We start from the raw sequence: 25,803 nt of genomic DNA, 5'->3' as shown, positions 1-25,803 counted from the left end.
GAATAAACTTTGTAACTTTGGCTCACAACTCATAACAAACAAAATGAACTACATACTTTTTGACGGAACAGTTCGGAACGCACTTTTACCCTTTACATTCACAAGACCGGTTGCCGATATCCGCATCGGAATTTTGACCATTCGTGAAAAATGGGAGAAATATTTAGGATATACGACCACAACCTTGACCGAAGAATATCTTTCCGAAAAGTTTCCGATGGTTGAAATGGAAGAAAACGTTATGATTAATGCTTCTTTTTTGCCAAATGACATTCTTTCTGAAATGGTTAAAAGTTTAGAAAAAAACCAGGCTATTTTCCAAGGTGATGAAGTCATTGCCTTTTATACAAATGATACACAGGAAGAAGTTGATTTTGATGCTTATGAGATAATAGAATTTAATGAAGAATGTTTAACTGTAGTAAATACTTGGGATATTTTTGCCAAAAATGACGCTGCACTTCGTGAAGATTTTGAGTTAATTACCGAAGGCAGGCATTCACAGCCGATACCGAAAAGTGTAAACGTAATTTCGCCTGAAAATATTTTTATCGAAGAAGGAGCAAAGCTTGAGTTTGTGACACTGAATGCTTCAACGGGACCAATCTATATTGGTAAAAATGCCGAAATCATGGAAGGTTCTGTTATTCGCGGACCATTTGCTTTGTGCGAATCGGGAAGAGTTAAACTTGCAGCTAAAGTATACGGAGCAACAACTGTTGGGCCACATTCGGTGATTGGTGGAGAAGTGAGTAACTCTGTTTTGATGGGCTATTCCAATAAAGGACACGATGGATTTTTAGGAAACTCTGTTCTTGGCGAATGGTGTAATATTGGTGCCGACAGTAATAATTCAAATTTGAAAAACAACTATGAAGAAGTGCGTTTGTGGAGTTATGAAACCGAAGGTTTTGCCAGAACTGGCTTGCAATTCTGCGGATTGATGATGGGTGATCACAGCAAATGTGGTATCAATACGATGTTCAATACCGGAACTGTTGTTGGTGTTTCCGCTAATATTTTTGGATCCGGTTTCCCACGTAATTTTGTGCCGAGTTATTCCTGGGGAGGAGCTGCCGGATTTACAACTTATTTAACTTCAAAAGCGTTTCAAACCGCAAAAATTGTTATGGCACGCCGTCAGGTAGCATTCACCGAAGAAGATGCTAAAATCCTGGAACACGTTTTTGAAATCACTAAAAAATACAGAAAAGAATAAGCATTAATCTTCTTCCAGAAATTTGCCTTCTTTACTAAATTCAAGATCTATTTTTTCGGTCAAATCGACATCAACATCTTTATGTCCATAATCGATATGCGTAATCTTGTTGTTTGGGTAATTTTTTGTCACATAATCAACTATTGATTTGTCGATAAACCCTGTTGGAATTGGCTTTTTTCTACCATCTACTTCTCGCCATTTCCCATCTTTCCAAAATTCAACTTCAGTTCCGTCAGATAAAATGACTTCATAACCTTTCTCTCCGTGTTCCCAATCTTTCTTGGCAATGTCAATGGTTGTATTTGGGAAATATTGTTTGATAAAATCTTCAGCTCCCGGCGGTAATTCAGAAACGGTAATTTTCTTTTGTGCGCTTACTGTCATCGCTATGAAAAGCAACAAAACAGGAATAATGTCTTTTGTTTTCATGATTAACTACTTTTTAGAGGGTTACTAATATACTACATATAAGAATCTTAGACAATCACTTTAAGACTATTTTATAATTGAATTATTGTGTGTAAATTTGCGCACTCAATTTTTGACAACGATTTCATCAATTGAGACTATTTATGGAACAAAAAAAGAAAGTCGCCTTTTATACTTTAGGCTGCAAATTGAATTTCTCCGAAACTTCTACCATTGCGAGAAATTTTCAGGACGAAGGTTTTGACCGCGTCGATTTTGAAGAAGTTGCCGATATTTATGTAATCAATACATGTTCGGTTACCGAAAATGCCGACAAACAATTCAAACAAGTAGTAAAAAAAGCTATGAAGCTCAACGATAAAGCATTCGTTGCAGCAGTTGGTTGTTATGCGCAATTAAAACCAGAAGAATTAGCTGCTGTTGATGGTGTTGACTTGGTTTTGGGAGCTACAGAAAAATTCAAAATCACCGATTATATTAATGATTTGTCCAAAAACGATATGGGCGAAGTGCATTCCTGCGAAATTGAAGAAGCCGATTTTTATGTTGGAAGTTATTCCATTGGCGACAGAACGCGTGCGTTTTTGAAAGTTCAGGATGGCTGTGATTATAAATGTACGTATTGCACGATTCCGTTGGCACGTGGAATTTCGAGAAGTGATGCTTTGGAAAATGTGTTGAACAATGCTTCCGATATTTCGAAGCAGGGAATAAAAGAAATCGTTTTGACAGGTGTAAACATTGGTGATTACGGAAAAGGTGAATTCGGAAATAAAAAACACGAGCATACTTTCCTTGATTTAGTCCAGGCTTTGGATGAAGTGGAAGGCATTGAAAGACTCCGAATCTCATCTATTGAACCAAATCTTTTGAAAAACGAAACTATCGAATTTGTATCAAATAGTAGAACTTTCGTTCCGCATTTCCATATTCCATTGCAATCCGGAAGCAATGAGATTTTGAAGAAAATGAAGCGTCGTTACTTACGTGAAGTATATACGGAGCGCGTAAATAAAATTCGTGAAGTAATGCCGCATGCGTGTATTGGTGTTGATGTCATTGTTGGTTTTCCTGGTGAAACTGATGAAAATTTCCTGGAAACGTATAATTTCTTAAATGAAATGGACATTTCTTATTTGCACGTTTTCACTTATTCGGAAAGAGATAATACCGAAGCTGCTGAAATGGATGGCGTTGTTCCGATGAATGTTCGTAACAAAAGAAGTAAAATGCTTCGTGGATTATCGGTTAAGAAACGTCGTGCTTTTTATGAAAGCCAGATTGGAACAAACAGAACAGTTTTATTTGAAGGCGAAAATAAAGAAGGTTACATTCACGGCTTTACCGAAAATTATGTAAAAGTAAAAACACCATGGAATCCGGAATTGGTAAACACACTACACGAAATCAATCTGTCCAGAATAGACGAAGATGGAAGTGTAAGGTTGGAATTTGTAAACGTTGAAGTATAAAAAAACGTCCCGATTTTGGGACGTTTTTCTTTTTCATTATATTTTAATTCCAGGAGGAAGTAAATCTCTGTAACAAGAATTCTTTCTAAAGAAAAGTGCAATTTTTGGTAAAATAGGAACCACTTTTAACTTGCGTTCATAAGCAATTTCCATAATGTTCTTCAGCAAATCATTGATGAATTCTTCATTGTCGAAACCATCAAAAACGTTTATTCTCGTTAAGAAAATCTTCTTCTCCTGAAATGAATATTCTACAGAAATTAATTTTCCATCTACCAAAGTCTCAAATTGTCGTGCAAAGGTGTTATCCTTAATTTCAATTTTTTCTAAAATTACTGTCGCTTCCATAAATCAAGTAAATAAAAAGGATTATTTTTATGCAAAGTTACTAATAATTAACCAGTTTCGAGTTAAAAAATGACTAAAATTCATGTTTATTTTATGCCAGGAATGGCTGCAAGTCCAAGTATTTTTGAGCGAATTCATTTACCAACAGATATTTTTGAAATGCATTTGTTAGAATGGGTTTTACCCAATAAAAATGAATCGCTTAGAGAATATGCGAAGCGAATGGCGATAAACATAAAACATGAAAATGTTATTTTAGTTGGTGTTTCCTTTGGCGGTATTTTGGTCCAGGAAATGAAACCATTTGTAAATGCCCAAAAAGTAATTATTATTTCAAGCGTAAAATCAAATGCAGAATTACCAAGGCGAATGAAAATTGCCAAAACTACCAAAGCCTACAAACTTATTCCAACGAAACTATTCGAAAACATTGAGCTTTTGGCGAAATATACTTTTGGTTCCTCTATCATAAAGCAACGAATAAAACTGTATGAAAAGTTTCTTTCGGTTCGGGATAAGGTTTATTTAGATTGGGCAATTGAGCAAATAATCAATTGGGATCGAACAGAAACAGACAATGAAATCATTCATATTCATGGCGAAGCAGACGAAGTTTTTCCGATAAAACATATTAAGGAATGCATCAGTGTTAAGGGAGGAACACATATTATGATTATAACAAAATACAAATGGCTTAACGAAAATTTGCCTAAAATTATGTTAGATAGTAAGTGATGTTCTGTTGATTTTTGTAGTTTTACCAATATAAATGAATAAAAAAATTAAATCCTACAGTTATGAAAACGAATAAAGCCCTATTATCGACATTCGTAGTAATTTTGATTTCAGGAATGATGATTTTTGGAATAGCAGGAGACAACAAAGACAAATTATTACGTGAAGGCACTCCAATGTTTTTTCCAACAGCTGTTGATTTTGCTGGAGAAAGTGCTCCACTACAAATAAGTGACGTTAGAGAACGATTAGACAGAGAATTACTTATCAATGCTAATTTAGACGCAACCACTGTATTAATAATACGAAGAGCTAACAGAGCTTTCCCTGTTATTGAGCCAATCCTGCAAAAGTATGGCGTGCCGGATGATTTTAAATATCTTGCCGTAATCGAAAGTGGTCTTGTAAATGCTACTTCTCCTTCGGGAGCAAAAGGAGTTTGGCAATTTATGCCTGATACTGCCAAAGAAAAAGGAATGGAAGTTAACGAACTTGTAGATGAGCGCTATCATTTGGAAAAATCTACCGAAGCAGCTTGTAAATATTTGTTGGCCGCCAAAGAAAAATTTGGTTCGTGGACATTGGCAGCAGCATCTTATAACGGAGGAATGTCAGGCGTTGGTAAAAGAATTGAGGAACAAAAAGTTTCCAATTACTACGATTTAGGCTTGACCGAAGAAACAGCACGTTATGTTTTTAGAATTTTGGCTCTTAAAGAGATAATGAAACAGCCTGCTCTTTATGGGTTTAGTATTTATGAAAGTGATTTGTATTCCAGAATTCCTTCTAAAAAAATAGAAGTAGACAGCACCATTACCGATTTAGCTGATTTCGCCAAAACACAAGGAATAAACTATAAAATTCTAAAAATTCACAATCCTTGGTTACGCGATAAAAAATTGCTTAATCCATCCAAAAAGAAATACGAAATAGAAATTCCGTTATCAGGATATTAATTTGCAGATATAGTATTATTTGGAGCTATAAATATTAATTTGATTATTATAACGGCTTTTTATTAAAATATTAATAAAAACGCATCGTTTTTAAATTTTATTTGAATTATTATAGTAGTTTTTCCAGATAAGCTAATAAATTTGTAATATAAAAATCAGTAAAAATGTATTCAAATTCAAACATCTTCAACGTTATTGTCATTGAAATTTTAAAATTTCAGAGGAAGTTGTTTGTATAATAAATATTCAAAACCTTCCAATTGAGAAGGTTTTTTGTTTTTAAAAAGTAAGATGAAGAATTTAGTAGTAATCATTATAGTCATTATTATTCGTTTTATGTGACGAGTCAGGATTATAGTAACTTATAGTAAGCCTTTCTCAGTCATAAGTGAGAAAGGCTTTTTTAAATTAAAAATTAAGAAAATGTATTTCAACGAGCAAACAACAATTTATTTAAACGGAGAATTTGTAAAAGCCACAAAAGCAACAACAGATTTATATGGGCAGACACTTCATTATGGCTACGGAGTGTTCGAAGGCATACGGGCTTATAATACTGAAAACGGTGTTCGTGTTTTTAAAGCAACAGAACATTACGAGCGATTGAAAAACTCGTGTCAAATGATAAATATTCCATTTGACTACGATATTGATGATTTAATTGAGCAAACTTATAAAGTTCTTGAAGTAAACAATTTCAAAGATGCTTACGTTCGACCATTAATTTTTTGCAGTCCAAATATGGGTTTGACAAAACCTAATGGCGTTTCAATACTTATTTGCGCTTGGGAATGGGGCGCTTATCTTGGTGATAATTTACTAAATGTTACTATTTCTTCATTCTGCCGTCCACATCCTAAATCGACAAAAATCGAAGCGAAAGTTTGCGGACATTATATCAACTCAATTCTGGCGACTACCGAAGCTAAAGAAAAAGGTTTTGACGAAGCGATTCTTCTTGATACCGATGGTTTTCTGGCTGAAGGTCCTGGTTCCAATTTGTTTTTTGAGAAAGGCGGAAAACTGTTTACGCCAAAAACCGGAAATATTTTACCCGGAATTACAAGGGCAACCGTAATCAAATTGTGCCAAGATTTAGAAATTGAATTAACAGAAGGAGCGTTTTTACCAGAAGATTTAGCAAATGCCGATGCTGCTTTTTTATGCGGAACTGCTGCTGAAATTATAGGATTGCAATCATTTGAAAAGAAAAGTTTTCCTAAAAACTGGAATGAAACACTAGGCAAAAAATTGCAAACCGCTTATAAAAATTTAGTTCTGGAAAAAGAATTACAAGAAACAAACTAATTAATGGAATTAAATAAATACAGCAAAACGGTAACTCAAGATCCAACACAACCTGCAGCTCAGGCGATGTTGTACGGAATAGGATTGAATGATAAGCAATTGGCTCAACCATTCATCGGAATTGCCTCAATGGGCTACGATGGAAATACGTGTAACATGCATCTCAATCATTTGGCTTCTTACATTAAAGTTGAAGTAAATGAAAATGAAATGGTCGGATTGATTTTTAACACAATAGGAATTAGCGACGGTATTACTAACGGAACAGACGGAATGCGTTTTTCCTTAGTAAGCCGTGAAATCATTGCTGATAGTATTGAAAGTGTAGTTGCCGGACATTATTATGACGGTGTAATTGCCATTCCGGGTTGTGACAAGAATATGCCGGGTTCTATAATTGCTATGGGAAGATTAAATCGCCCTTCAATAATGGTGTATGGCGGAACCATAGCTCCCGGAAAATACCAAGGAAAAGATTTGAATATCGTTTCGGCCTTTGAAGCTTTAGGCGAAAAAATAGCCGGAAAAATATCCGAAGAAGAATTCAAAGGAATTATTAAAAATTCCTGTCCGGGAGCTGGTGCTTGTGGCGGAATGTATACTGCAAATACAATGGCAATCGCTATTGAAGCGCTCGGAATGAGTTTGCCTTATTCGAGCTCTAATCCTGCAGTAAGTCATGAAAAAATTGAAGAATGTAAGCAGGCTGCTCATTATATAAAACTATTATTAGAAAAAGATATTTGTCCAAAAGACATTATGACATTTGAAGCTTTTGAAAACGCAGTCACGACATTAATTGCACTTGGCGGAAGTACAAATGCAGTTTTGCACGTTATCGCGATGGCAAAAAGTGTAGGGGTTAAAATTACGCAGGATGATTTTCAGAGAATCAGCAATAAAACGCCATTGATAGCTGATTTCAAACCAGGCGGAAATTATTTAATGCAAAATCTCCACGAAAAAGGAGGTGTCCCAATGGTTTTAAAATATTTGTTGAGCAAAGGAATGCTTCACGGAAATTGCATAACCGTTACCGGAAAAACATTGGCTGAAAATTTAGAAAATGTTGTAGATATTGATTTTGAAGATCAAAATATAATTCGTCCTGTCGAAAATCCAATTAAAGAAACAGGACATCTTCAAATCTTATACGGAAACTTGGCAACCAAAGGTTCTGTAGCAAAAATTACAGGGAAAGAAGGAGAAAAATTCATCGGACCGGCCAAAGTTTTTGATGGTGAAAAAGAACTTATTCAAGGGATTGAAGATAAAAAAATACAAGCGGGTGATGTAATTGTCATTCGATATGTTGGTCCAAAAGGTGGTCCGGGAATGCCCGAAATGCTTAAACCAACATCGGCAATTATTGGTGCAGGTTTAGGAAAAAGTGTTGCCTTGATTACTGACGGAAGATTTAGCGGTGGAACCCACGGATTTGTCGTCGGTCATATCACACCGGAAGCTTTTGATGGTGGAAATATTGCTCTCGTTAATGATGGCGATATTATCGAACTTGATGCAGTTACTAACGCTATTAATTTAAAAGTTTCCGATGCTGAGTTGGCAGAAAGAAGAAAAAAATTAGTAATTCCGCCACTCAAGGTGACAAACGGAGTGCTTTATAAATATGTGAAATTGGTAAAAGACGCTTCAGAAGGTTGTGTAACCGACGAAGACTAAAAAATAAAACTATGAAAACATTAGAATTAGATAAAATCGAAAAAGCAGGAAGACAACCTATTTCTACCACAGGAAGTTTGGCGGTAATTGATGCTTTATTATCTGAAAGCGTAACTACTATTTTTGGTTATCCCGGAGGAGCAATCATGCCAATTTATGATTCACTTTTTGGCTTTAGAGACAAGCTAAATCACATTTTGGTTCGTCACGAGCAAGGTGCCATTCATGCTGCACAAGGTTATGCAAGAGTTAGCGGAAAAACAGGCGTTGTATTTGCGACGAGCGGTCCGGGAGCAACAAATCTGGTTACAGGTTTGGCAGATGCTTTGATAGATTCCACACCGTTGGTTTGTATTACAGGTCAGGTTTTTGCTCATTTATTGGGAACAGATGCCTTTCAGGAAACAGATATAATTAACATTACTACTCCAATTACAAAATGGAATTATCAAATTACGGATGCTACTGAAATTCCTGAAGTACTTGCTAAAGCATTCTACATTGCTAAAAGTGGTCGTCCCGGACCGGTTTTAATAGACATCACGAAGAATGCACAATTACAGCTATTCGATTATATTGGCTATAGACCATGTATCCATGTTAGAAGTTATAGACCAAATCCTATTGTCAGACCTGAATATATAGAACAAGCGGCAAAATTAATCAATGAGGCTAAAAAACCATTTGTAGTATTTGGTCAGGGAATCATTTTAGGAAATGCTGAAAAGGAGTTTCAAAGTTTTATTGAAAAAGGGAATTTACCTTCAGCCTGGACAATTATGGGAATGAGTGCAATTCCAACGGATCATCCGCTAGGCGTTGGAATGTTGGGTATGCATGGAAATTATGGCCCTAATTTTTTAACAAATGAATGTGATGTTTTAATTGCTGTAGGAATGCGATTTGACGACCGTGTAACTGGGAGATTAGATAAATATGCCAAACAGGCAAAAGTCATTCATTTGGATATTGACCCGGCAGAAATTGATAAAAATGTGCAAACTGCAGTTTCTGTTTGGGGCGATTGTAAAGAAACCTTGCCGTTGCTTACTAATTTGATTGAAAATAAATCACGTCCTGAATGGTTCAAAGAATTTGAAATTAAAAAGGAAAAAGAAACCACAACGGTAATAGAAAAAGAACTGAATCCAACCGAAGGTGGTTTGACAATGGGTGAAGTGATTCAGGTTTTAAACGAACTGACCAATGGCGATGCCGTAATCGTAACTGATGTGGGTCAGCATCAAATGGTAGCGTGCCGTTATGCAAAGCAAAATAAAACCCGAAGTAATATTACCAGCGGTGGTTTAGGAACGATGGGCTATGCACTGCCAGCTGCAATTGGGGCAAAACTTGGAGCGCCGGAACGTGAAGTTATAGCCATTATGGGAGATGGTGGAGCGCAAATGAATATTCAGGAATTGGGAACAATAATGCAGTTTCAACCAAACGTAAAAATCTTAATTTTAAATAACAGCTATCTTGGAATGGTCCGCCAATGGCAGGAACTATTTCATGAAAAACGCTATTCGTTTACCGATATTCAAAGCCCAAATTTTGTGCAGGTAGCGAAAGCCTACAATATTGACGGAAGGCAAATTTCGCAAAGGGAAGAACTTCGGGAAGGTTTGAAACAAATGCTGGATAATCCGAGTTCGTTTCTTTTAGAAGTTGCCGTACTTCATGAAGACAATGTTTTCCCAATGGTTCCGCAAGGAAAAGGAGTTGCCGAAATCGTTTTGAGCAAAGAAGAAATTTAAAAATTGTATTATGAAACAGGAATTCACATTAACCGTTTATACCGAAAATCAGGTTGGCTTGCTCAATAAAATAGCCATTATTTTTTCAAGAAGGAAAATAAGTTTAGACAGTTTTAATTCTTCGCCAAGCGAAATTGAGAACATCTACCGGTTTACAATTGTAATTAGGGAAACAGAAACCGTAGTTAAAAATATTGTTCGTCAATTGGAAAAAAATGTTGAAGTTTTTAAGGTTTTTTACAATACCAATGATGAAATTATCTGGCAACAAATAGCACTTTATAAAGTTCCAACATCCGTTATAATGAAAGACGTAAAAGTAGAGCGTTTACTTAGAGAATTTGGAGCAAGAGCAGTAGTTATTCGTGATGATTATACCGTTTTTGAAACTACAGGTCAAGATGATGAAGTAGATAATTTACTAAAGGAATTATCAAAATACAGTTTGATTGAATTTGTAAAAAGCTCTCGAATTGCCATTATAAAATCAAGTGAAGGTGTTCACAAGAAAGTCTTGGATATGGAGAAAAATGATCCAACCAACAAACCAATAAACAACGAATTTTTGAATCATAAGAGTATGATTTTCGAAATGTAGTTTTAGCAACAAATACTAATAACAATAATATAAAAGATACAATGTCAAATTATTTCAATTCACTTCCTCACCGTTTAAAAGTTCAGGAATTAGGAAAATGTGATTTTATGCAAAGCAGCGAATTTGCAAATGGAGTTTCAAAATTAAAAGGTAAAAAAATAGTCATAATTGGTTGTGGCGCTCAGGGTTTGGCTCAAGGTCAAAATCTTAGAGATAGCGGACTTCACGTCGCTTATGCCTTGCGTCAAGAAGCTATTGACAACAAAAGAGCTTCGTATGTAAACGCTACCGAAAACGGATTTGAAGTGGGAACTTTCGAAGATATTATTCCAACTGCTGATTTAGTTTCCAATTTGGCTCCGGATAAACAGCATACTCCGGTTATCAATAAAATTGTGCCTTTGATGAAGCAAGGCGCCACTTTATCTTATTCGCATGGATTTAATATTGTGGAAGAAGGAATGCAAATCCGTAAAGATTTAACAGTTATTATGATTGCGCCAAAATCGCCGGCGTCAGAAGTTCGTGCCGAATATTTACGCGGTTTTGGTGTGCCAACATTAATTGCAGTGCATTCGGATAACGATCCAAATGGTGATGGTTTGGAAATCGCAAAAGCGTATTGTGTTGGAACGGGTGGACATAAAGCGGGAGTTTTATTATCGTCGTTTGTGGCTGAAGTAAAATCGGATTTGATGGGAGAACAAACCATTCTTTGTGGTTTGTTGCAAACAGGTTCGATTTTGAGTTTTAACAAAATGATAGAAAAAGGAATTGATGCTTCCTATGCTTCAAAATTAGTGCAATACGGTTGGGAAGTAATTACAGAAGCATTGAAAATAGGTGGAATTACCAATATGATGGACCGTCTTTCAAATCCGGCAAAAATTGAAGCTTTTAAATTGGCTGACGAATTGAAAATCATTATGACTCCTTTGTTCAAGAAGCATATGGATGATATTTTGTCTGGTGAATTTTCTAAAACAATGATGGAAGATTGGGCAAATGGCGATAAAAATCTACTGACTTGGAGAGAAGCAACGGGAGAAACCCATTTCGAGAAAACAGCAGCGGGAACAATGGAAATTCCGGAACAGGAATATTTTGACAATGCCACTTTGATGGTTGCTTTTGTAAAATCGGGTGTGGAATTGGCTTATGAAACGATGACTTCTGCGGGAATTAAAAATGAATCGGCCTATTATGAATCATTGCACGAAGCACCGCTTATCGCGAATACAATTGCCAGAAAAAAATTATTTGAAATGAACCGTGTAATATCTGATACAGCTGAATATGGTTGCTATTTATTTGATCACGCCTGCAAACCGCTTTTGGCTGATTTTATGAAAAAAGTGGACACCAACTTAATTGGGAAAAGCTTTAGCACTAATGTTGCAACTGATAATTTCGAATTGGTAAAAATTAATGCAGCGATTAGAAATCATTCTATTGAAATTTGTGGTGCCGAACTTCGCAACGCCATGACAGCAATGAAGAAAATTGTAGAATAAGAAATCCAAATAGGAGAAAACATGAATTTATTTCAGGAAATAGCACAAGCAAAAAATCAGTTAAGTGGAGTAGTTCAGGTTACACCATTGACTGAGAACTTAAATTTATCGGATGAATTTGCTGCCACAATTCTTCTAAAAAGAGAAGATTTGCAAGTGGTTCGTTCTTATAAAATTCGTGGTGCTTATAACAAAATGAGTTCGCTTTCGGAGGCAGAAAAAGGAGCAGGTATAGTATGTGCCAGTGCCGGAAATCATGCGCAGGGCGTTGCTTATTCCTGCCATTTGCTCCAAATACATGGTGTGATTTATATGCCAAAAACTACTCCGAAACAAAAAATAAAGCAGGTGCAATTGTTCGGAAAATCATTTGTAGAAATTGTTTTGACCGGAAATACGTATGATGATGCTTACGCGAAAGCGATAAAAAATGCCAACGAGAACAACAAAGTTTTCATTCATCCTTTTGATGATATCAAAGTTATTGCGGGACAAGGAACTGTTGGTTTGGAAATTTTAGAAGCGACAAAAAAACAAATCGATTATGTTTTTGTTCCTATTGGCGGCGGCGGATTATCAGCCGGACTTTCTACTGTTTTTGCCGAATTAAGTCCCAAAACTAAAATTATTGGTGTAGAACCACTTGGCGCACCAGCCATGAAAACGTCTATCGCTAATGCCGAAAACACGTATTTAGAAACTATCGATAAATTTGTTGATGGCGCTGCCGTAAAGCAGGTTGGGCAGTTAAATTTTGAAATTTGCAAAGCGAATCTTGATGATGTTGTACTTGTTCCTGAAGGTAAAGTCTGTACTACCATTTTGCGATTATATAACGAAGAAGCTATGGTTGTTGAGCCGGCTGGTGCACTTTCAATCGCAGCATTAGATTTTTATAAAGAAGAAATAAAAGGGAAAAATGTAGTTTGTATCGTTAGCGGAAGCAATAATGACATCGAAAGAACAGAAGAAATAAAAGAGCGTTCACTTTTATACGAAGGACTGAAACATTATTTCATGATACAATTTCCGCAACGGCCTGGCGCTTTGAAAGAATTTGTAAGTAAGATATTGGGTAAAGACGACGACATTACTTTTTTTCAATTTACCAAAAAGAACAACAGAGAAATCGCCCCGGCTTTGGTAGGTTTAGAACTCAAAAACAAGGAAGATGTTCACGCTATAAAGGAAAGAATGAAAGATCACGGTTTTGAATACCGCTATCTAAACGAAAAAGAAGATTTATACGCACAACTGATTGGTTAACCCATAAAAAAAAACGTCCCGAGAATTTCAGGACGTTTTTTTATTTGTGTAAATCTGTGGAATCTGTGTTTAGATTTTCTTCATCTGTTCTTTCATCATGCTGATTTGATCTTTCAACATTCCTTGTTTGTCAAGCTTTTTGGCTTCGTTTAACAAAGTAGTGGCTTCCATTTTACGTCTTTTTGACATCGCGATTCCGGCCAAATTTAATTTGGCTACAGCCAAATCCATATCCATACTCAAACCAAGCTCAACCGCTTTTTTAAAGAATTTCTCCGATTGGTGTATGTTCGTCTGCGACATCATCAATCCGTGAAGGTAATTGTAATAACCTTGTTGCTTTCTAACCAAAGCTGTTTCAGGGTTTTTAATTTTATCCAACCAAACTTTTGCACCGGCAAAGTCCTGTTTTCTCAATTTTAAAAAGGCCAAAAGAATAAATTCGTTTTTGTAATAAAGAAAAATCGGAATTGCTGTCAATAGAATTAGAAAAATTCCGTTTCCAATATTTCCTTCTGTGAATTGCCAAACGGCTGTTAGCACTAATAAAGCCGCTATAATTAATTTAATAAATCTGTGAAACATGTTCTATATTTTTTAGTGCGTCAAAGGTAATAAAATGAATTGTAATTTTTTTTATAAAACTACTTGCCAGAAAAAAAAAGGTTTGTATATTTGCACTCGGTTTTAAAGGAACCATTTCAAAACAGAATAATACACGATTTTAAAGATATAAAGCAATGAGCAAAAGAACGTTTCAACCATCGAAAAGAAAGAGAAGAAATAAACACGGATTTATGGACAGAATGGCTTCTGCAAATGGAAGAAAAGTCCTTGCGCGTCGTAGAGCAAAAGGAAGACATAAATTGACTGTATCTTCTGAACCAAGACACAAAAAATAATGATTAGCAATTAATCAATATCAAGCCGTTACTTTTATTAGTAGCGGCTTTTTTTATATTTTGTTTATAAATATTGATAATTTTTAGGAGCTATTTCCCGCTGTTCGTTACAATCTTTTTATTTTTAGAAAAATAAAAAGGATTTTCACTGCCATCGGGGCTAGAAAAAACAAAAGCATACAACAACTAAACTACAAAACAACACACAACAATGCCCAAAGACAATTCAATCAAATCGGTTTTAATCATAGGTTCAGGTCCAATCGTAATTGGACAAGCATGCGAATTTGATTATGCCGGTTCTCAGTCAGCACGTTCAATCCGCGAAGAAGGAATTGAAGTAATCCTTATCAATTCCAATCCGGCAACGATAATGACTGATCCAAGTATGGCCGATCATGTTTATTTATTGCCATTAACTACAAAATCAATCATCCAAATCCTAAAAGAGCACCCACAGATTGATGCCGTTTTGCCAACAATGGGTGGACAAACAGCCTTGAACTTGTGTCTTGAAGCTGACGAAAAAGGAATTTGGGAAGACTTCGGAGTAAAATTAATAGGTGTCGATATCAACGCTATAAACATTACCGAAGATCGCGAGCAATTCAAGCAACTATTAGAAAGAATCGGAGTGCCTACAGCTCCAGCCAAAACCGCAACATCATTTCTAAAAGGAAAAGAAATTGCACAGGAATTTGGTTTTCCGTTAGTAATCCGTCCATCGTTTACGCTTGGTGGAACCGGCGCAGCTTTTGTACACAGCAAAGAAGAATTTGACGAAAAGCTAACCTATGGTTTAGAAATGTCACCAATCCACGAAGTCTTAATTGACAAAGCTTTGCTTGGTTGGAAAGAATACGAATTAGAATTGCTCCGCGATAAAAACGACAATGTAGTTATCATCTGTTCTATCGAAAATATGGATCCAATGGGAATCCACACCGGAGATTCGATTACGGTTGCACCAGCAATGACGTTATCGGACACCACGTTCCAAAAGATGCGTGATATGGCAATTTTGATGATGCGTTCCATCGGGAATTTTGCCGGAGGATGTAACGTGCAGTTTGCCGTTTCACCGGATGAAAAAGAAGATATCGTTGCAATTGAAATCAATCCACGTGTATCGCGTTCATCAGCCTTAGCATCAAAAGCGACAGGTTATCCAATTGCAAAAGTCGCTTCTAAATTGGCTTTAGGATATCACTTAGACGAATTGCCAAACCAAATCACAAAATCTACATCAGCCTTATTTGAACCAACATTAGATTACGTAATCGTAAAAATTCCGCGTTGGAACTTTGACAAGTTTGAAGGTGCAGACAGAACGTTGGGCTTGCAGATGAAATCGGTTGGTGAAGTTATGGGAATTGGGCGTTCGTTTCAGGAAGCATTACACAAAGCAACGCAATCACTAGAAATCAAGAGAAATGGTTTAGGAGCTGACGGGAAAGGATACAAAAACTACGAGCAAATTATCGAGAAACTGACGTTTGCAAGTTGGGACAGAGTATTCGTGATTTATGATGCGATAGCAATGGGAATTCCGTTAAGCAGAATCCACGAAATCACTAAGATTGATATGTGGTTTTTGAAACAATACGAAGAACTGTATTTCTTAGAGAGAGAAATTTCACAATACAAAGTAGATACTTTGCCAAAAGAATTATTACTGGAAGCCAAACAAAAAGGGTACGGCGACAGACAAATTGCTCACATGCTAAAATGCTTAGAAAGCCAAGTGAATAAATTACGCGATGAGATGAACATCAAGCGTGTTTACAAACTGGTTGATACTTGTGCGGCCGAATTTAAAGCGTTAACTCCGTATTATTATTCAACCTTCGAAGCTGAAATTGAAACAGCAACGGGAGAACGATATGTGCATAACGAAAGCATCGTTACTGATAAAAAGAAAGTGGTGGTTTTAGGTTCAGGACCAAACAGAATTGGGCAGGGAATTGAGTTTGATTACTCTTGTGTTCACGGAGTTTTGGCAGCCAAAGAATGTGGTTACGAAACCATCATGATTAACTGTAATCCGGAAACGGTTTCTACCGATTTTGATACAGCTGATAAATTGTATTTCGAGCCTGTCTTTTGGGAGCATATTTATGATATCATCCGACATGAAAAGCCAGAAGGTGTAATCGTGCAACTTGGCGGGCAAACTGCATTGAAATTAGCTGAAAAATTATCAAAATACGGAATAAAAATTCTAGGAACTTCATTTGATGCTTTGGATTTAGCCGAAGACAGAGGAAGATTTTCAGAATTACTGACCGATTTAAAAATTCCGTTTCCACAATTCGGAATTGCTGAGAATGCTGACCAGGCTTCTGCATTGGCAGATGTTTTAGACTTTCCGTTATTGGTTCGCCCTTCTTATGTTTTGGGTGGACAAGGGATGAAGATTGTCATCAACAAACAGGAACTGGAAGAACACGTTATCGATTTGCTTAAAAATATTCCGGGAAACAAATTGCTATTAGACCATTATCTTGATGGCGCAATTGAAGCTGAAGCAGATGCGATTTGTGATGGTGAAAATGTCTACATCATCGGAATCATGGAACACATCGAACCTTGCGGAATCCATTCAGGAGACAGTAATGCTACTTTACCACCGTTTAATTTGGGTGAATTTGTAATGCAGCAAATCAAAGATCATACGAAGAAAATAGCACTGGCATTGAGAACCGTTGGTTTAATCAATATTCAGTTTGCGATAAAAGACGATACGGTTTATATTATAGAAGCAAATCCGAGAGCTTCGAGAACGGTGCCTTTTATTGCGAAAGCGTATGGCGAACCTTATGTAAATTATGCCACGAAAGTGATGCTTGGTGTAAACAAAGTAAATGATTTTACTTTTAATCCAAAGTTAAAAGGTTTCGCGATTAAGCAGCCGGTTTTCTCTTTTAGCAAATTCAAAGATGTCAATAAAGCACTCGGACCTGAAATGAAATCAACGGGTGAAAGTATTTTGTTTATTGATGATTTGAAAGATGACCAGTTCTACGAATTGTATTCGAGACGTAAGATGTATTTGAGCAAGTAATTGCTTAGGAATAAATAAAAAACCGTCTCGTTTATTTAACGAGACGGTTTTTTTATTTTCGATTCACCACCTTATGCTGAAAGGCAAAAGCAACATATCCAATGGGAGCGAATGGTGTAAAAAAGGCAAGTACGGTAGTTAAGGTATAAACTCCCAATGAATAAATGGTTTCCCTTTTCATTTTGCTAACTTCTACAGAAACATCGGAGCTGGCAAGATTGTGGCTAGGATTGAAAGCATAGCTGCAGAGTTTGTAATAAAGCAGCGAGGCTATCGCATAATTCATATTATAAATCAATAGGGGAAAAGGTGAGGGTTCGTTTTCGAACACAAAAGCAGTAGAAAAAGGAATGAAAGCAACAGCTAGCAATAAACTTAAATTGAGTGCTAAAAATTTACCATCACAGTTTACCAAATGCTTCATCAGGTCATGATGACGGTACCAAAACAAACCAACGAGGTAAAAACTAAGGACTGTTCCCATTATGATGGGACTTAGTTTTAGGAAGGCACTAAAGCCTTGCCAAAAAGAACTTCCATGTTCTAAATGAGGTGGCTTTATTTCAATAATCATCAAAGTAATGGCGATGGCAAAAACGGCATCGCTAAAGAGCAGTATTCTTTCTAATTGGAACTTCATGTTTTTTGGTTTTGTTCAAAAATAGTAAAATTATTTTTCTTCTTCAGCTTCCATCAAATCACTTAAATGAAGCCGTAATGCGGTAACCGAAATACTAATTTCCCAAAAAGATATTCCAAGAGAAATAAGTAAAGTCAATAAGCTGGCACCAAAAAGATAAATGCCCATTGTTTGTTGTTCGAGAAATAATGATAACATCGCAAATACGGAAAGAAACAAACACAAAACCCCAAAAAGTTGCATATAGCGAATGAGCGAAAGTCTCAGATTTAGATTTTTGATTTGCAGCAAAATGCTTTTTGTATGTACTTCATCATAATGCTTTTTCAAACTGCGCACGATTTGGGCAATGGTCAAAAAGCGATTGGTATATGCCAACAATATCAATGATGTTGCTGAGAATAATAGGGCTGGAGTTTCGATGTGTAGTGTCATATTAATTACGAATTATTAATTACGAATTACGGAAATTAAATCCAATAAAAAAACCTGCAAGCTTTCACTCACAGGTCTTTCTTCTTTGTTCTATTTTCTTTTCTCTTATTTGATTAGTTCAAAACTCCTCTTCACAAATGCGGTTAACTCTTCACCTTTCAATAATCCCTGAGAGATTTTGGCCAAATCTAAAGCTTGTTTTACCAAACCTTCCTGAGCTGATTTGTCAGAAGTGTTTAGGATTGTTGAAGCCAATTCTGAATTGGTGTTTACAACCAAATTATACATTTCCGGGAAATTGCCCATGCCGAACATTCCGCCGCCACCGGTTTGACTCATTTCTTTCATTCTTCGCATGAATTCCGGTTGTGTGATGATGAATGGCGCCGCTGTGCTGTCCATTGCTTCCAACTGAACAGAGTAATTTGTTTTTGGTACAATTTCTTCTAAAACCGTTTTCAATTGTGTTGACTCATCTTCCGATAATTTAGAAATCTGAGTTTCCTCTTTCTGAATTAGTTTGTCTATATGGTCAGAATCGACACGAACAAAAGTCAGGTTCTCATTATCGCTTTCCAGTTTCTGGATTAAGTGAGAAACGATAGGTGAATCCAATAACAACACTTCATATCCTTTTTCTTTGGCAATGTCAATATAACCGTGTTGTGCATCTTTATTGGAAGCATATAAGACAACCAATTTTCCTTTTTTGTCGGTTTGGTTTGCTGTCAAAGCTTCTTTCAATTCGGCTAAGGTGTAATATTTGTCATCAACTGTTGGATATAAAATAAAGTCTGCTGATTTTTCATAGAATTTTGGCTCCGAAAGCATTCCGTATTCCAATACGATTTTTATATCATTCCATTTTTGCTCGAAGTCTTCACGGTTTTCAGTGAATAATGATTTCAGTTTATCAGCTACTTTTCGTGTGATATAATTCGAGATTTTTTTCACATTACTATCTGCCTGTAAACCCGAACGCGAAACGTTCAATGGAATATCCGGAGAATCAATCACACCTTTCAGCATGCCTAAAAACTCAGGAACAATTCCTTCTACGTTATCAGTAACAAAAACCTGGTTTTGGTACATCTGGATTTTGTCTTTTTGCAATTGCAAATCGGCAGACATTTTTGGGAAATATAAAATTCCGGTAAGGTTGAACGGATAATCCACATTCAAATGAATGTTGAATAATGGATCTTCAAACTGCATTGGATACAATTCGCGATAGAAATCTTTATAATCTTCATCAGTCAGATCAACCGGTTGTTTTGTCCATGCCGGATTTGGATTGTTGATGATGTTATCGACTTCCACTTCAGTGAAAATATTGTCCTTGTCTTCTTCAGCAACAGATTCGCCTTTTTTTTGCTCAATTTTTTCAGTTCTTGTTCCGAATTTGATTGGAATCGGCATGAACTTGTTGTATTTGGTCAACAATTCACGGATTTTAAAATCTTCTAAAAATTCTAAGGAATCTTCCGCAATGTGAAGAATGATTTCTGTTCCTCTTTCCGTTTTGTCAGATGGAACTAAAGTAAATTCCGGACTTCCGTCACACGTCCAATGTGCTGCCGGTTCGTCTTTGTATGATTTGGTGATAATTTCCACTTTGGAAGCGACCATAAAGGCAGAATAAAATCCAAGTCCGAAGTGACCAATGATTCCTGAATCTTTGGCAGAGTCTTTATATTTTTCAAGGAATTCTTCAGCTCCGGAGAAAGCGATTTGGTTGATGTATTTCTCAACTTCTTCGGCAGTCATTCCCAAACCTTGATCGATGAGGTGGAGTTTTTTGCCTTCTTTGTCAATTTTAACTTCTATGATTGGGTTGCCATATTCGACTTTGGCTTCACCAATACTGGTTAAATGCTTTAATTTTAGTGTGGCGTCGGTTGCATTTGATACTAATTCACGCAAGAAAATTTCGTGGTCATTGTATAAAAACTTCTTAATCAGTGGAAAGATGTTTTCTACGGATACATTAATTTTTCCTGTTGTCATATTTATATTTTTTAGATTAAACGATTTTGAATTCTGACTAGTCAAAACTAATACCAATTGTACAAGTTATGACAAATTGACGTAGTAACAATTCTACAATAATTCTGTAACAATTCTACAGTATAATGTAAATTCCAAATTAAAAATCGGCGTATATTTGTAGTAATTAATTATAAATTTTAATAAGAATGAAAAAAATTATTTTAATAAGTGTATTGTCAGTTTTGATTTTATCTTGTAAATCAAAATCGGCTACCGAAACCAAATTGGATTCTAAAACACAGGTTGCGATGAAAGGAAACTGGACTATTACCTCTGTTACTTATCCTAATTCAAGTATGATAAAAGTGAACTCCTTTGAGTTGGCTGATTCACAATGTTTTGTTGGAAGTAAATGGAAATTTGTTTCAAACAACAACAAGGGAAACTTCTCACTTAACAGCCCAAAATGTACATCTTACAGTACACCAATTACTTGGTTTGTCAATAAAGATGGGCAATTTATTCTGAAAATTTTAGATGAATCTAAAGCAAGAAAAGTAAAAGATGGTTATGTTTTAAAAGTTGCCAACATAACAGACAATTCCTTCCAGCTTATTGACCAGATTGATGTTGTTGGAACAGCAACAGCTGTAGTTTACCAATTCAATAGAAATTAAATATAAAATCATTATGAAAAATATAAAAATAGTTGCTTTGGCAAGTCTTTTCCTTTTAGGAAGTTTCTTCACAGGTTGTGAAGCTGTAAAAAACTCAAATAAAACGCAACGTGGAGCCGTAATTGGAGCTGCTGGTGGAGCCGTTATCGGTGGGATTTTAGGTAATAATATTGGTAAAGGAGGAAATGGCGCACTTGGTGCTGTTCTTGGTGGTGTAATTGGTGGAGTTGCCGGTGGTGTAATTGGTAACAAAATGGATAAACAAGCTCGAGAGATTGAAACAGCTTTGCCTGGTGCACAAGTAGAAAGAGTAGGAGAAGGAATTAAATTAGTATTGGGAGAGAATGCAGTTCGTTTTGATACAAATAAATCAACTTTGACTACAACTGCTAAAGCTAATTTGGATAAATTGGTTCCTGTTTTTAATCAATATCCTGATACCAACATTCAAATTTATGGCTATACTGACAGCACTGGAACGCCTGAATATAACCTAACACTTTCAGGACAAAGAGCGGCTTCGGTTAAAAGTTATTTAGCTGGAAAAGGAATTAGTTCTTCACGTTTCACTACAACTGGTTTAGGAATTGCTGATCCGATTGCAACAAATGATACTGCTGAAGGAAGAAGTCAAAACCGTCGTGTTGAATTTGCTATCACAGCCAACGAAAAAATGGTTCAGGATGCTCAAAAAGAAGCAGGAAAATAATTTCTGAAGTTTATAAAAAGAAAAGCTGTCTTGAAAGAGACGGCTTTTTTTTATTTTATTTGTTTTACTTCAAAAAATGTTTTCCCTGAATAGCCATCGATTAATGCACCTGATAAGGTGTTTTCAACAAAAATTTCTACATAATCACCAACGGCTAAGTTTACAATACAATTTATATTTCTTGAGGCAATCCCGCTTCCGGTATGATTACCTCCGGTTTCCTGATACAAACCATTATTGACACGAACTCCAATTGAAAAGAGGTTAGTGCTGGTATTTGTTTTAATATGAAATCCTGCATTCACTTCATAGTACCCTGCTTTAGCTGCAACAAATCGATTAGTGCCGGTATTAAATTCCGCATTTGTATCAAAAACAACATTGTTAAAAGTTACTTTTTGCCAACCACCAGTTGTTAGCGCCTGGTCAATAGCGCCACTCATTGTGGTACGAACAACCGAAAGTGTATTGTTTGGTATTGCCCAGGAAGCATTTCCTGCGGCATCACTTTGTAAAATATAGTTGGTTGCAGCTCCGGTTGTCATTTGAAAATTGGTGGTTTTTGTTTTTCCGTTTACCTCCAGTTTATTCCCTGTGCTTGGAGTAACTCCAACGCCAACATTAGTTCCGTCGTCAGTCATCACACCATCAACTAAAGTAGTTCCGTTCCATTTTGGGACAACGTTTGTTGTTACCGATGAAACCTGTGGGTCGGTTTCAGTAATAGATAAAGTTGTTGGGTCTGCCCAAGAAGTTGCTCCTGCACCATTAGTCTGTAAAACATAACCGCTCGTTCCTCTTACGATTGGGAGTGAATATCCCGGAGCAGAAGCCGGATTACTTATTTGTAAAGTTCCATTTACCCTCACAATATTGTTATCAAACTCACCATAAATTAATGCGTTATTCGCATCGGCATTGGTGTTTTCTATATAAAGTTTGTTGCTTCCTGTTTCCAATCTTCCCGCCTGGAATCCTACACCTACATTTCCGCTACCCGTTGTATTCCGTAACGCTTCATAACCAATAGCAGTATTCGATATTCCGCTAACGGTATTCCTAAGAGCAGAAAAACCAACCGCAGTATTACCAATATTAGCTGTATTGGGGCCATTAAAAGAAGTCAATGCATTCCTCCCGAAAGCAGTTTGCCCGCTCGAAATGGTATTTGAAAATAATGCACCAACTCCTACAGCGGTATTTTCATTCCCTGTAGTGGTTGAGAATAAGGCAAAATCGCCAACTCCCGAGTTTCGCTGGCCAGTTGTAAGCCCTGGCATAACATTTACACCAAAAGCTGTATTACGCACACCAGTTTGTGAACCGACATTTACTGTAGGATTGACGAGTGAATTACCACCAAAAGAGGTATTCCCGTTATTGGAATCAAACGTAGAAAGATTATACGTTGGGTCTCCAATATAACCAGCCCTTATGTTAAACCTTTTAAAAACAATATCCACATTATCCGTTGTTCCTAAGAAATTTGTAGCACTGCTTGTTCCTGTGTTTCCGGTTAGTGACCAATCTGCATTGGAGCCAACAGCTAATTGAACCCAAAGCGAACCATTCCAGTAATAATAACCATTTGGAGCAAAACCAGAATTGTAAACTAACAATGAAGTTATTGGAGAAGCGATTGTTGTTACATCACTTGTGCTGACTAAAGAAACTCTGGGAATTAGCAGACCACTATTGGTTGAGGTAATGTCCAGCATAGATGATGCATTAGGAGAAGTGGTTCCAATGCCAACTTGTGCATAAGAAGCATTTATTGCTAAAAGTAAAAGTATAGTTATGTAGATTTTCAATTTCATAAATCGTCCGGATATTCAAGGCAAATGTATGCCTAATTTCACAAATTCCTAAAAAACATAGCTCAAAATCTGTTAGTTATAGACCTACAACGTTATAGTTATAAATAGTTTCTCAAATATATTTTTAATTTCATTTTAGATTGCTCAATTTTGTAAATTAAGCTAAGCTATGCTAAAAGTCAGAAACATTTCATTTTCTTATCAGGAAAAGCCAACCATCAACTCCATTTCTTTTGAACTAGAAAAAGGAAAGAATCTAGCAATTATTGGAGAAAGTGGTTGCGGGAAGAGCACTTTGCTTAAGCTTATTTATGGATTGTATGACTTAGATGATGGGCAATTATTTTGGAATGATGTCGAAGTTTTAGGCCCAAAATACAATCTTATTCCGGGAATGGATTTCATGAAATATCTGGCACAGGATTTTGATTTGATGCCATTTATTACCGTAGCCGAAAATGTTGGAAAATACCTTTCGAACTTTTATCCGGAACAAAAAAAAGAGCGCATTGCCGAACTATTAGAAATCGTCGAAATGACGGATTATGCCAATATAAAAGCAAAAAATTTAAGTGGTGGACAAATGCAGCGCGTAGCATTAGCAAGAGTTTTGGCACTTGAGCCCGAGGTTTTATTATTGGATGAACCTTTTAGTCATATCGATAATTTCAGAAAAAACAGCCTACGCCGAAAACTCTTTGGGTATTTAAAAGAGAAACAAATCACCACTATTTTTGCTACGCATGACAGTTCAGATGTGCTTTCTTTTGCAGCTGACGTTTTGGTTCTGAGAGATGGAAAAAGCATCGAAGAAGGAAATCCAAAAAGCATTTATGACAATCCAAAAAACAAATACATAGCATCACTTTTTGGCGATGTAAATGAAATTGAAATTGATGGAAAAACTGAGCTTATTTATCCAAGTCAATTGATGATAGTAGAAAAATCAGATTTAAAAGCTGAAGTTGTAAAATCTTATTTTTTAGGAAATCATTGCCTGGTTGAAGCTATTCATAACAATAAAACTATTTTTTTTGAAAGTGAGGTTGAGGTTTCAATAGGCAGTGAAATTTACTTGAAAAAGAAGCCTTAAAAATGTTTAATTTAGCATGGTGTTTTTTAACAATTAAATAGAAATTATGTTTCATTCCAAAATATCAGGTTTAGGATTTTATGTTCCCGATAATGTAGTTACCAATGATGATTTATCTAAAATAATGGATACGAATGATGAATGGATTCAGGAAAGAACCGGAATTCAGGAAAGAAGGCACATAGTTCGTGGTCAGGATACGACAACCTCAATGGGTGTAAAAGCATCGAAAATTGCTATTGAGCGTTCCAAAATATCCTATGACGATATAGACTTTATCGTTTTTGCCACCATTTCTCCCGATTATTATTTTCCCGGTCCGGGCGTTGCTTTGCAAAAGGAATTAGGCTTGAAAACCATTGGCGCTTTGGATATTCGGAATCAATGTTCGGGTTTTGTATACGCACTTTCTGTTGCGGATCAATTTATCAAAACCGGAATGTATAAAAACATTTTGGTAGTTGCTTCCGAAGTGCAGTCACTAGGATTGGATATGACTGATCGCGGTAGAGCTGTTTCGGTGATTTTTGGAGATGGAGCAGGAGCTGCGGTTTTGAGCAGAAGCGATGATGATAGCGGAATTCTTTCCACACATTTGCATTCAGAAGGAGAGCATGCTAAGGAATTGGCGGTTTTAGCTCCGGGAATGGGAGGAAGATGGGTTACTGATATTTTGGCAGATAACAATCCGGAAGATGAGAGTTATTTTCCTTATATGAACGGACAATTTGTTTTCAAAAATGCAGTGGTTCGTTTTAGTGAAGTGATTAACGAAGGATTGCAGGCTAATAATTTAGCCGTGTCTGATATTGATATGTTGATTCCGCATCAGGCAAATTTGAGAATTTCACAATTTATCCAAAAGAAATTTGGTTTGAGTGATGACAAGGTTTTCAATAACATTCAAAAATACGGAAATACGACAGCAGCTTCTATTCCGATTGCTTTAACCGAAGCATGGGAACAAGGAAAAATAAAGAAAGGTGATACGGTTGTCCTAGCTGCTTTTGGTAGTGGATTTACCTGGGCAAGTGCTATAATAAAGTGGTAGGCTGTCTTTAGCCCCGATGGGAGCGGCATCCTGTTATTGTGAGATTGCCTCGCAAGCTCGCAATGACAGATAGAGCGGACAGCGGGAGAAAGTGTCCTTAAATAGCGAGATACTGTGCTCCTAAAACATAAAAAT

General features: G+C 36.3%; 23 protein-coding genes. 16 read left to right on the top strand and 7 right to left on the bottom strand.

Annotated features, from left to right (window positions below; genetic code table 11):
- The first annotated feature begins 43 nt into the window (after positions 1 to 43).
- Positions 44 to 1,219 carry a GlmU family protein gene (locus tag GS03_RS13290; RefSeq protein WP_136153017.1) on the top strand — a complete coding sequence of 392 codons (1,176 nt, stop codon included), beginning with the start codon at positions 44 to 46 and terminating at the stop codon, positions 1,217 to 1,219.
- A gap of 3 nt (positions 1,220 to 1,222) precedes the next feature.
- On the opposite strand, the gene GS03_RS13285 is transcribed toward GS03_RS13290, so the two are convergent.
- Positions 1,223 to 1,651 carry a PepSY-like domain-containing protein gene (locus tag GS03_RS13285; protein WP_136153016.1) on the bottom strand — a complete coding sequence of 143 codons (429 nt, stop codon included), beginning with the start codon at positions 1,649 to 1,651 and terminating at the stop codon, positions 1,223 to 1,225.
- A gap of 143 nt (positions 1,652 to 1,794) precedes the next feature.
- Here GS03_RS13285 and mtaB point away from each other — a divergent pair, with 143 nt between their 5' ends.
- Entirely contained in the window at positions 1,795 to 3,123 is a 1,329-nt protein-coding gene (gene mtaB / locus GS03_RS13280) for a tRNA (N(6)-L-threonylcarbamoyladenosine(37)-C(2))-methylthiotransferase MtaB (protein WP_136153015.1), read from the top strand.
- A gap of 36 nt (positions 3,124 to 3,159) precedes the next feature.
- Here the strand turns inward: mtaB and GS03_RS13275 are convergent, their stop codons facing one another.
- Complete coding sequence (locus GS03_RS13275) at positions 3,160 to 3,471, bottom strand: GNAT family N-acetyltransferase (protein WP_210726617.1); 312 nt, start codon at positions 3,469 to 3,471, stop codon at positions 3,160 to 3,162.
- 69 nt (positions 3,472 to 3,540) lie between these two features.
- Between GS03_RS13275 and GS03_RS13270 the strand changes: the two genes are divergently transcribed.
- The 8 genes from GS03_RS13270 to ilvA all read left to right on the top strand — a co-directional run bounded on the left by GS03_RS13270 (position 3,541) and on the right by ilvA (position 13,291).
- Positions 3,541 to 4,206: an alpha/beta hydrolase gene (locus GS03_RS13270; RefSeq protein ID WP_136153014.1), complete on the top strand. Its 666-nt coding sequence runs from the start codon at positions 3,541 to 3,543 to the stop codon at positions 4,204 to 4,206.
- A gap of 62 nt (positions 4,207 to 4,268) precedes the next feature.
- Positions 4,269 to 5,162: a lytic transglycosylase domain-containing protein gene (locus GS03_RS13265; RefSeq protein WP_136153013.1), complete on the top strand. Its 894-nt coding sequence runs from the start codon at positions 4,269 to 4,271 to the stop codon at positions 5,160 to 5,162.
- A gap of 423 nt (positions 5,163 to 5,585) precedes the next feature.
- Positions 5,586 to 6,470, top strand: a complete 885-nt coding sequence (locus GS03_RS13260) for a branched-chain amino acid transaminase (protein ID WP_136153012.1) — start codon at positions 5,586 to 5,588, stop codon at positions 6,468 to 6,470.
- 3 nt (positions 6,471 to 6,473) lie between these two features.
- Positions 6,474 to 8,153, top strand: a complete 1,680-nt coding sequence (gene ilvD, locus GS03_RS13255; RefSeq protein WP_136153011.1) for a dihydroxy-acid dehydratase — start codon at positions 6,474 to 6,476, stop codon at positions 8,151 to 8,153.
- Between the two features lie 11 nt (positions 8,154 to 8,164).
- Entirely contained in the window at positions 8,165 to 9,913 is a 1,749-nt protein-coding gene (gene ilvB / locus GS03_RS13250) for a biosynthetic-type acetolactate synthase large subunit (RefSeq protein WP_136153010.1), read from the top strand.
- Between the two features lie 10 nt (positions 9,914 to 9,923).
- Positions 9,924 to 10,511 (top strand): acetolactate synthase small subunit, encoded by a 588-nt coding sequence (ilvN, locus tag GS03_RS13245; protein WP_136153009.1) that lies wholly within the window; start codon positions 9,924 to 9,926, stop codon positions 10,509 to 10,511.
- A 41-nt stretch (positions 10,512 to 10,552) separates the two neighbouring features.
- Entirely contained in the window at positions 10,553 to 12,025 is a 1,473-nt protein-coding gene (gene ilvC, locus GS03_RS13240) for a ketol-acid reductoisomerase (RefSeq protein ID WP_136153008.1), read from the top strand.
- A 21-nt stretch (positions 12,026 to 12,046) separates the two neighbouring features.
- A complete protein-coding gene (gene ilvA / locus GS03_RS13235) occupies positions 12,047 to 13,291 on the top strand; it encodes a threonine ammonia-lyase IlvA (RefSeq protein ID WP_136153007.1) in 1,245 nt (414 codons plus the stop codon).
- Positions 13,292 to 13,360: 69 nt separating this feature from the next.
- Here ilvA and GS03_RS13230 read toward each other — a convergent pair whose 3' ends face one another.
- Entirely contained in the window at positions 13,361 to 13,876 is a 516-nt protein-coding gene (locus GS03_RS13230; RefSeq protein WP_136153006.1) for a DUF2892 domain-containing protein, read from the bottom strand.
- 155 nt (positions 13,877 to 14,031) lie between these two features.
- Between GS03_RS13230 and rpmH the strand changes: the two genes are divergently transcribed.
- Positions 14,032 to 14,193 carry a 50S ribosomal protein L34 gene (gene rpmH, locus GS03_RS13225; RefSeq protein ID WP_008464848.1) on the top strand — a complete coding sequence of 54 codons (162 nt, stop codon included), beginning with the start codon at positions 14,032 to 14,034 and terminating at the stop codon, positions 14,191 to 14,193.
- A gap of 211 nt (positions 14,194 to 14,404) precedes the next feature.
- On the top strand, positions 14,405 to 17,257 hold the full coding sequence (carB, locus tag GS03_RS13220; protein WP_136153005.1) for a carbamoyl-phosphate synthase large subunit: 2,853 nt from the start codon (positions 14,405 to 14,407) through the stop codon (positions 17,255 to 17,257).
- Positions 17,258 to 17,309: 52 nt separating this feature from the next.
- Here the strand turns inward: carB and GS03_RS13215 are convergent, their stop codons facing one another.
- From GS03_RS13215 to htpG, 3 genes are all read right to left on the bottom strand, one after another.
- Positions 17,310 to 17,897, bottom strand: a complete 588-nt coding sequence (locus GS03_RS13215; protein ID WP_136153004.1) for a TMEM175 family protein — start codon at positions 17,895 to 17,897, stop codon at positions 17,310 to 17,312.
- Between the two features lie 30 nt (positions 17,898 to 17,927).
- Positions 17,928 to 18,332, bottom strand: a complete 405-nt coding sequence (locus tag GS03_RS13210) for a DUF2721 domain-containing protein (RefSeq protein WP_136153003.1) — start codon at positions 18,330 to 18,332, stop codon at positions 17,928 to 17,930.
- A 105-nt stretch (positions 18,333 to 18,437) separates the two neighbouring features.
- Positions 18,438 to 20,339 (bottom strand): molecular chaperone HtpG, encoded by a 1,902-nt coding sequence (htpG, locus tag GS03_RS13205; protein ID WP_136153002.1) that lies wholly within the window; start codon positions 20,337 to 20,339, stop codon positions 18,438 to 18,440.
- Positions 20,340 to 20,527: 188 nt separating this feature from the next.
- On the opposite strand from htpG, the gene GS03_RS13200 reads away from it, so the two are divergent.
- Positions 20,528 to 20,998, top strand: a complete 471-nt coding sequence (locus GS03_RS13200; protein ID WP_136153001.1) for a lipocalin family protein — start codon at positions 20,528 to 20,530, stop codon at positions 20,996 to 20,998.
- A 13-nt stretch (positions 20,999 to 21,011) separates the two neighbouring features.
- On the top strand, positions 21,012 to 21,707 hold the full coding sequence (locus GS03_RS13195) for an OmpA family protein (RefSeq protein ID WP_136153000.1): 696 nt from the start codon (positions 21,012 to 21,014) through the stop codon (positions 21,705 to 21,707).
- Between the two features lie 50 nt (positions 21,708 to 21,757).
- Here GS03_RS13195 and GS03_RS13190 read toward each other — a convergent pair whose 3' ends face one another.
- Positions 21,758 to 23,524 (bottom strand): hypothetical protein, encoded by a 1,767-nt coding sequence (locus GS03_RS13190; protein WP_136152999.1) that lies wholly within the window; start codon positions 23,522 to 23,524, stop codon positions 21,758 to 21,760.
- A gap of 169 nt (positions 23,525 to 23,693) precedes the next feature.
- Here GS03_RS13190 and GS03_RS13185 point away from each other — a divergent pair, with 169 nt between their 5' ends.
- Positions 23,694 to 24,617, top strand: a complete 924-nt coding sequence (locus GS03_RS13185; RefSeq protein WP_136152998.1) for an ABC transporter ATP-binding protein — start codon at positions 23,694 to 23,696, stop codon at positions 24,615 to 24,617.
- Positions 24,618 to 24,663: 46 nt separating this feature from the next.
- Positions 24,664 to 25,668 carry a 3-oxoacyl-ACP synthase III family protein gene (locus GS03_RS13180; protein ID WP_136152997.1) on the top strand — a complete coding sequence of 335 codons (1,005 nt, stop codon included), beginning with the start codon at positions 24,664 to 24,666 and terminating at the stop codon, positions 25,666 to 25,668.
- The last annotated feature ends 135 nt before the right edge of the window (positions 25,669 to 25,803 follow it).

It is taken from the genome of Flavobacterium sangjuense (assembly GCF_004797125.1).
GTDB classification, from domain to species: Bacteria; Bacteroidota; Bacteroidia; order Flavobacteriales; family Flavobacteriaceae; genus Flavobacterium; species Flavobacterium sangjuense.
The sequence above is the reverse complement of the archived record's forward strand: the minus strand, read 5'-3'. Positions and strand labels throughout refer to the sequence as shown.

Excerpts from the sequence above, each read along its gene's own strand:
- GS03_RS13290 (WP_136153017.1), top strand. The coding sequence starts at position 44 with ATGAACTACATACTTTTTGACGGAACAGTTCGGAACGCACTTTTACCC.
- GS03_RS13285 (WP_136153016.1), bottom strand. The coding sequence starts at position 1,651 with ATGAAAACAAAAGACATTATTCCTGTTTTGTTGCTTTTCATAGCGATG.
- mtaB (WP_136153015.1), top strand. The coding sequence starts at position 1,795 with ATGGAACAAAAAAAGAAAGTCGCCTTTTATACTTTAGGCTGCAAATTG.
- GS03_RS13275 (WP_210726617.1), bottom strand. The coding sequence starts at position 3,471 with ATGGAAGCGACAGTAATTTTAGAAAAAATTGAAATTAAGGATAACACC.
- GS03_RS13270 (WP_136153014.1), top strand. The coding sequence starts at position 3,541 with ATGACTAAAATTCATGTTTATTTTATGCCAGGAATGGCTGCAAGTCCA.
- GS03_RS13265 (WP_136153013.1), top strand. The coding sequence starts at position 4,269 with ATGAAAACGAATAAAGCCCTATTATCGACATTCGTAGTAATTTTGATT.
- GS03_RS13260 (WP_136153012.1), top strand. The coding sequence starts at position 5,586 with ATGTATTTCAACGAGCAAACAACAATTTATTTAAACGGAGAATTTGTA.
- ilvD (WP_136153011.1), top strand. The coding sequence starts at position 6,474 with ATGGAATTAAATAAATACAGCAAAACGGTAACTCAAGATCCAACACAA.
- ilvB (WP_136153010.1), top strand. The coding sequence starts at position 8,165 with ATGAAAACATTAGAATTAGATAAAATCGAAAAAGCAGGAAGACAACCT.
- ilvN (WP_136153009.1), top strand. The coding sequence starts at position 9,924 with ATGAAACAGGAATTCACATTAACCGTTTATACCGAAAATCAGGTTGGC.
- ilvC (WP_136153008.1), top strand. The coding sequence starts at position 10,553 with ATGTCAAATTATTTCAATTCACTTCCTCACCGTTTAAAAGTTCAGGAA.
- ilvA (WP_136153007.1), top strand. The coding sequence starts at position 12,047 with ATGAATTTATTTCAGGAAATAGCACAAGCAAAAAATCAGTTAAGTGGA.
- GS03_RS13230 (WP_136153006.1), bottom strand. The coding sequence starts at position 13,876 with ATGTTTCACAGATTTATTAAATTAATTATAGCGGCTTTATTAGTGCTA.
- rpmH (WP_008464848.1), top strand. The coding sequence starts at position 14,032 with ATGAGCAAAAGAACGTTTCAACCATCGAAAAGAAAGAGAAGAAATAAA.
- carB (WP_136153005.1), top strand. The coding sequence starts at position 14,405 with ATGCCCAAAGACAATTCAATCAAATCGGTTTTAATCATAGGTTCAGGT.
- GS03_RS13215 (WP_136153004.1), bottom strand. The coding sequence starts at position 17,897 with ATGAAGTTCCAATTAGAAAGAATACTGCTCTTTAGCGATGCCGTTTTT.
- GS03_RS13210 (WP_136153003.1), bottom strand. The coding sequence starts at position 18,332 with ATGACACTACACATCGAAACTCCAGCCCTATTATTCTCAGCAACATCA.
- htpG (WP_136153002.1), bottom strand. The coding sequence starts at position 20,339 with ATGACAACAGGAAAAATTAATGTATCCGTAGAAAACATCTTTCCACTG.
- GS03_RS13200 (WP_136153001.1), top strand. The coding sequence starts at position 20,528 with ATGAAAAAAATTATTTTAATAAGTGTATTGTCAGTTTTGATTTTATCT.
- GS03_RS13195 (WP_136153000.1), top strand. The coding sequence starts at position 21,012 with ATGAAAAATATAAAAATAGTTGCTTTGGCAAGTCTTTTCCTTTTAGGA.
- GS03_RS13190 (WP_136152999.1), bottom strand. The coding sequence starts at position 23,524 with ATGAAATTGAAAATCTACATAACTATACTTTTACTTTTAGCAATAAAT.
- GS03_RS13185 (WP_136152998.1), top strand. The coding sequence starts at position 23,694 with ATGCTAAAAGTCAGAAACATTTCATTTTCTTATCAGGAAAAGCCAACC.
- GS03_RS13180 (WP_136152997.1), top strand. The coding sequence starts at position 24,664 with ATGTTTCATTCCAAAATATCAGGTTTAGGATTTTATGTTCCCGATAAT.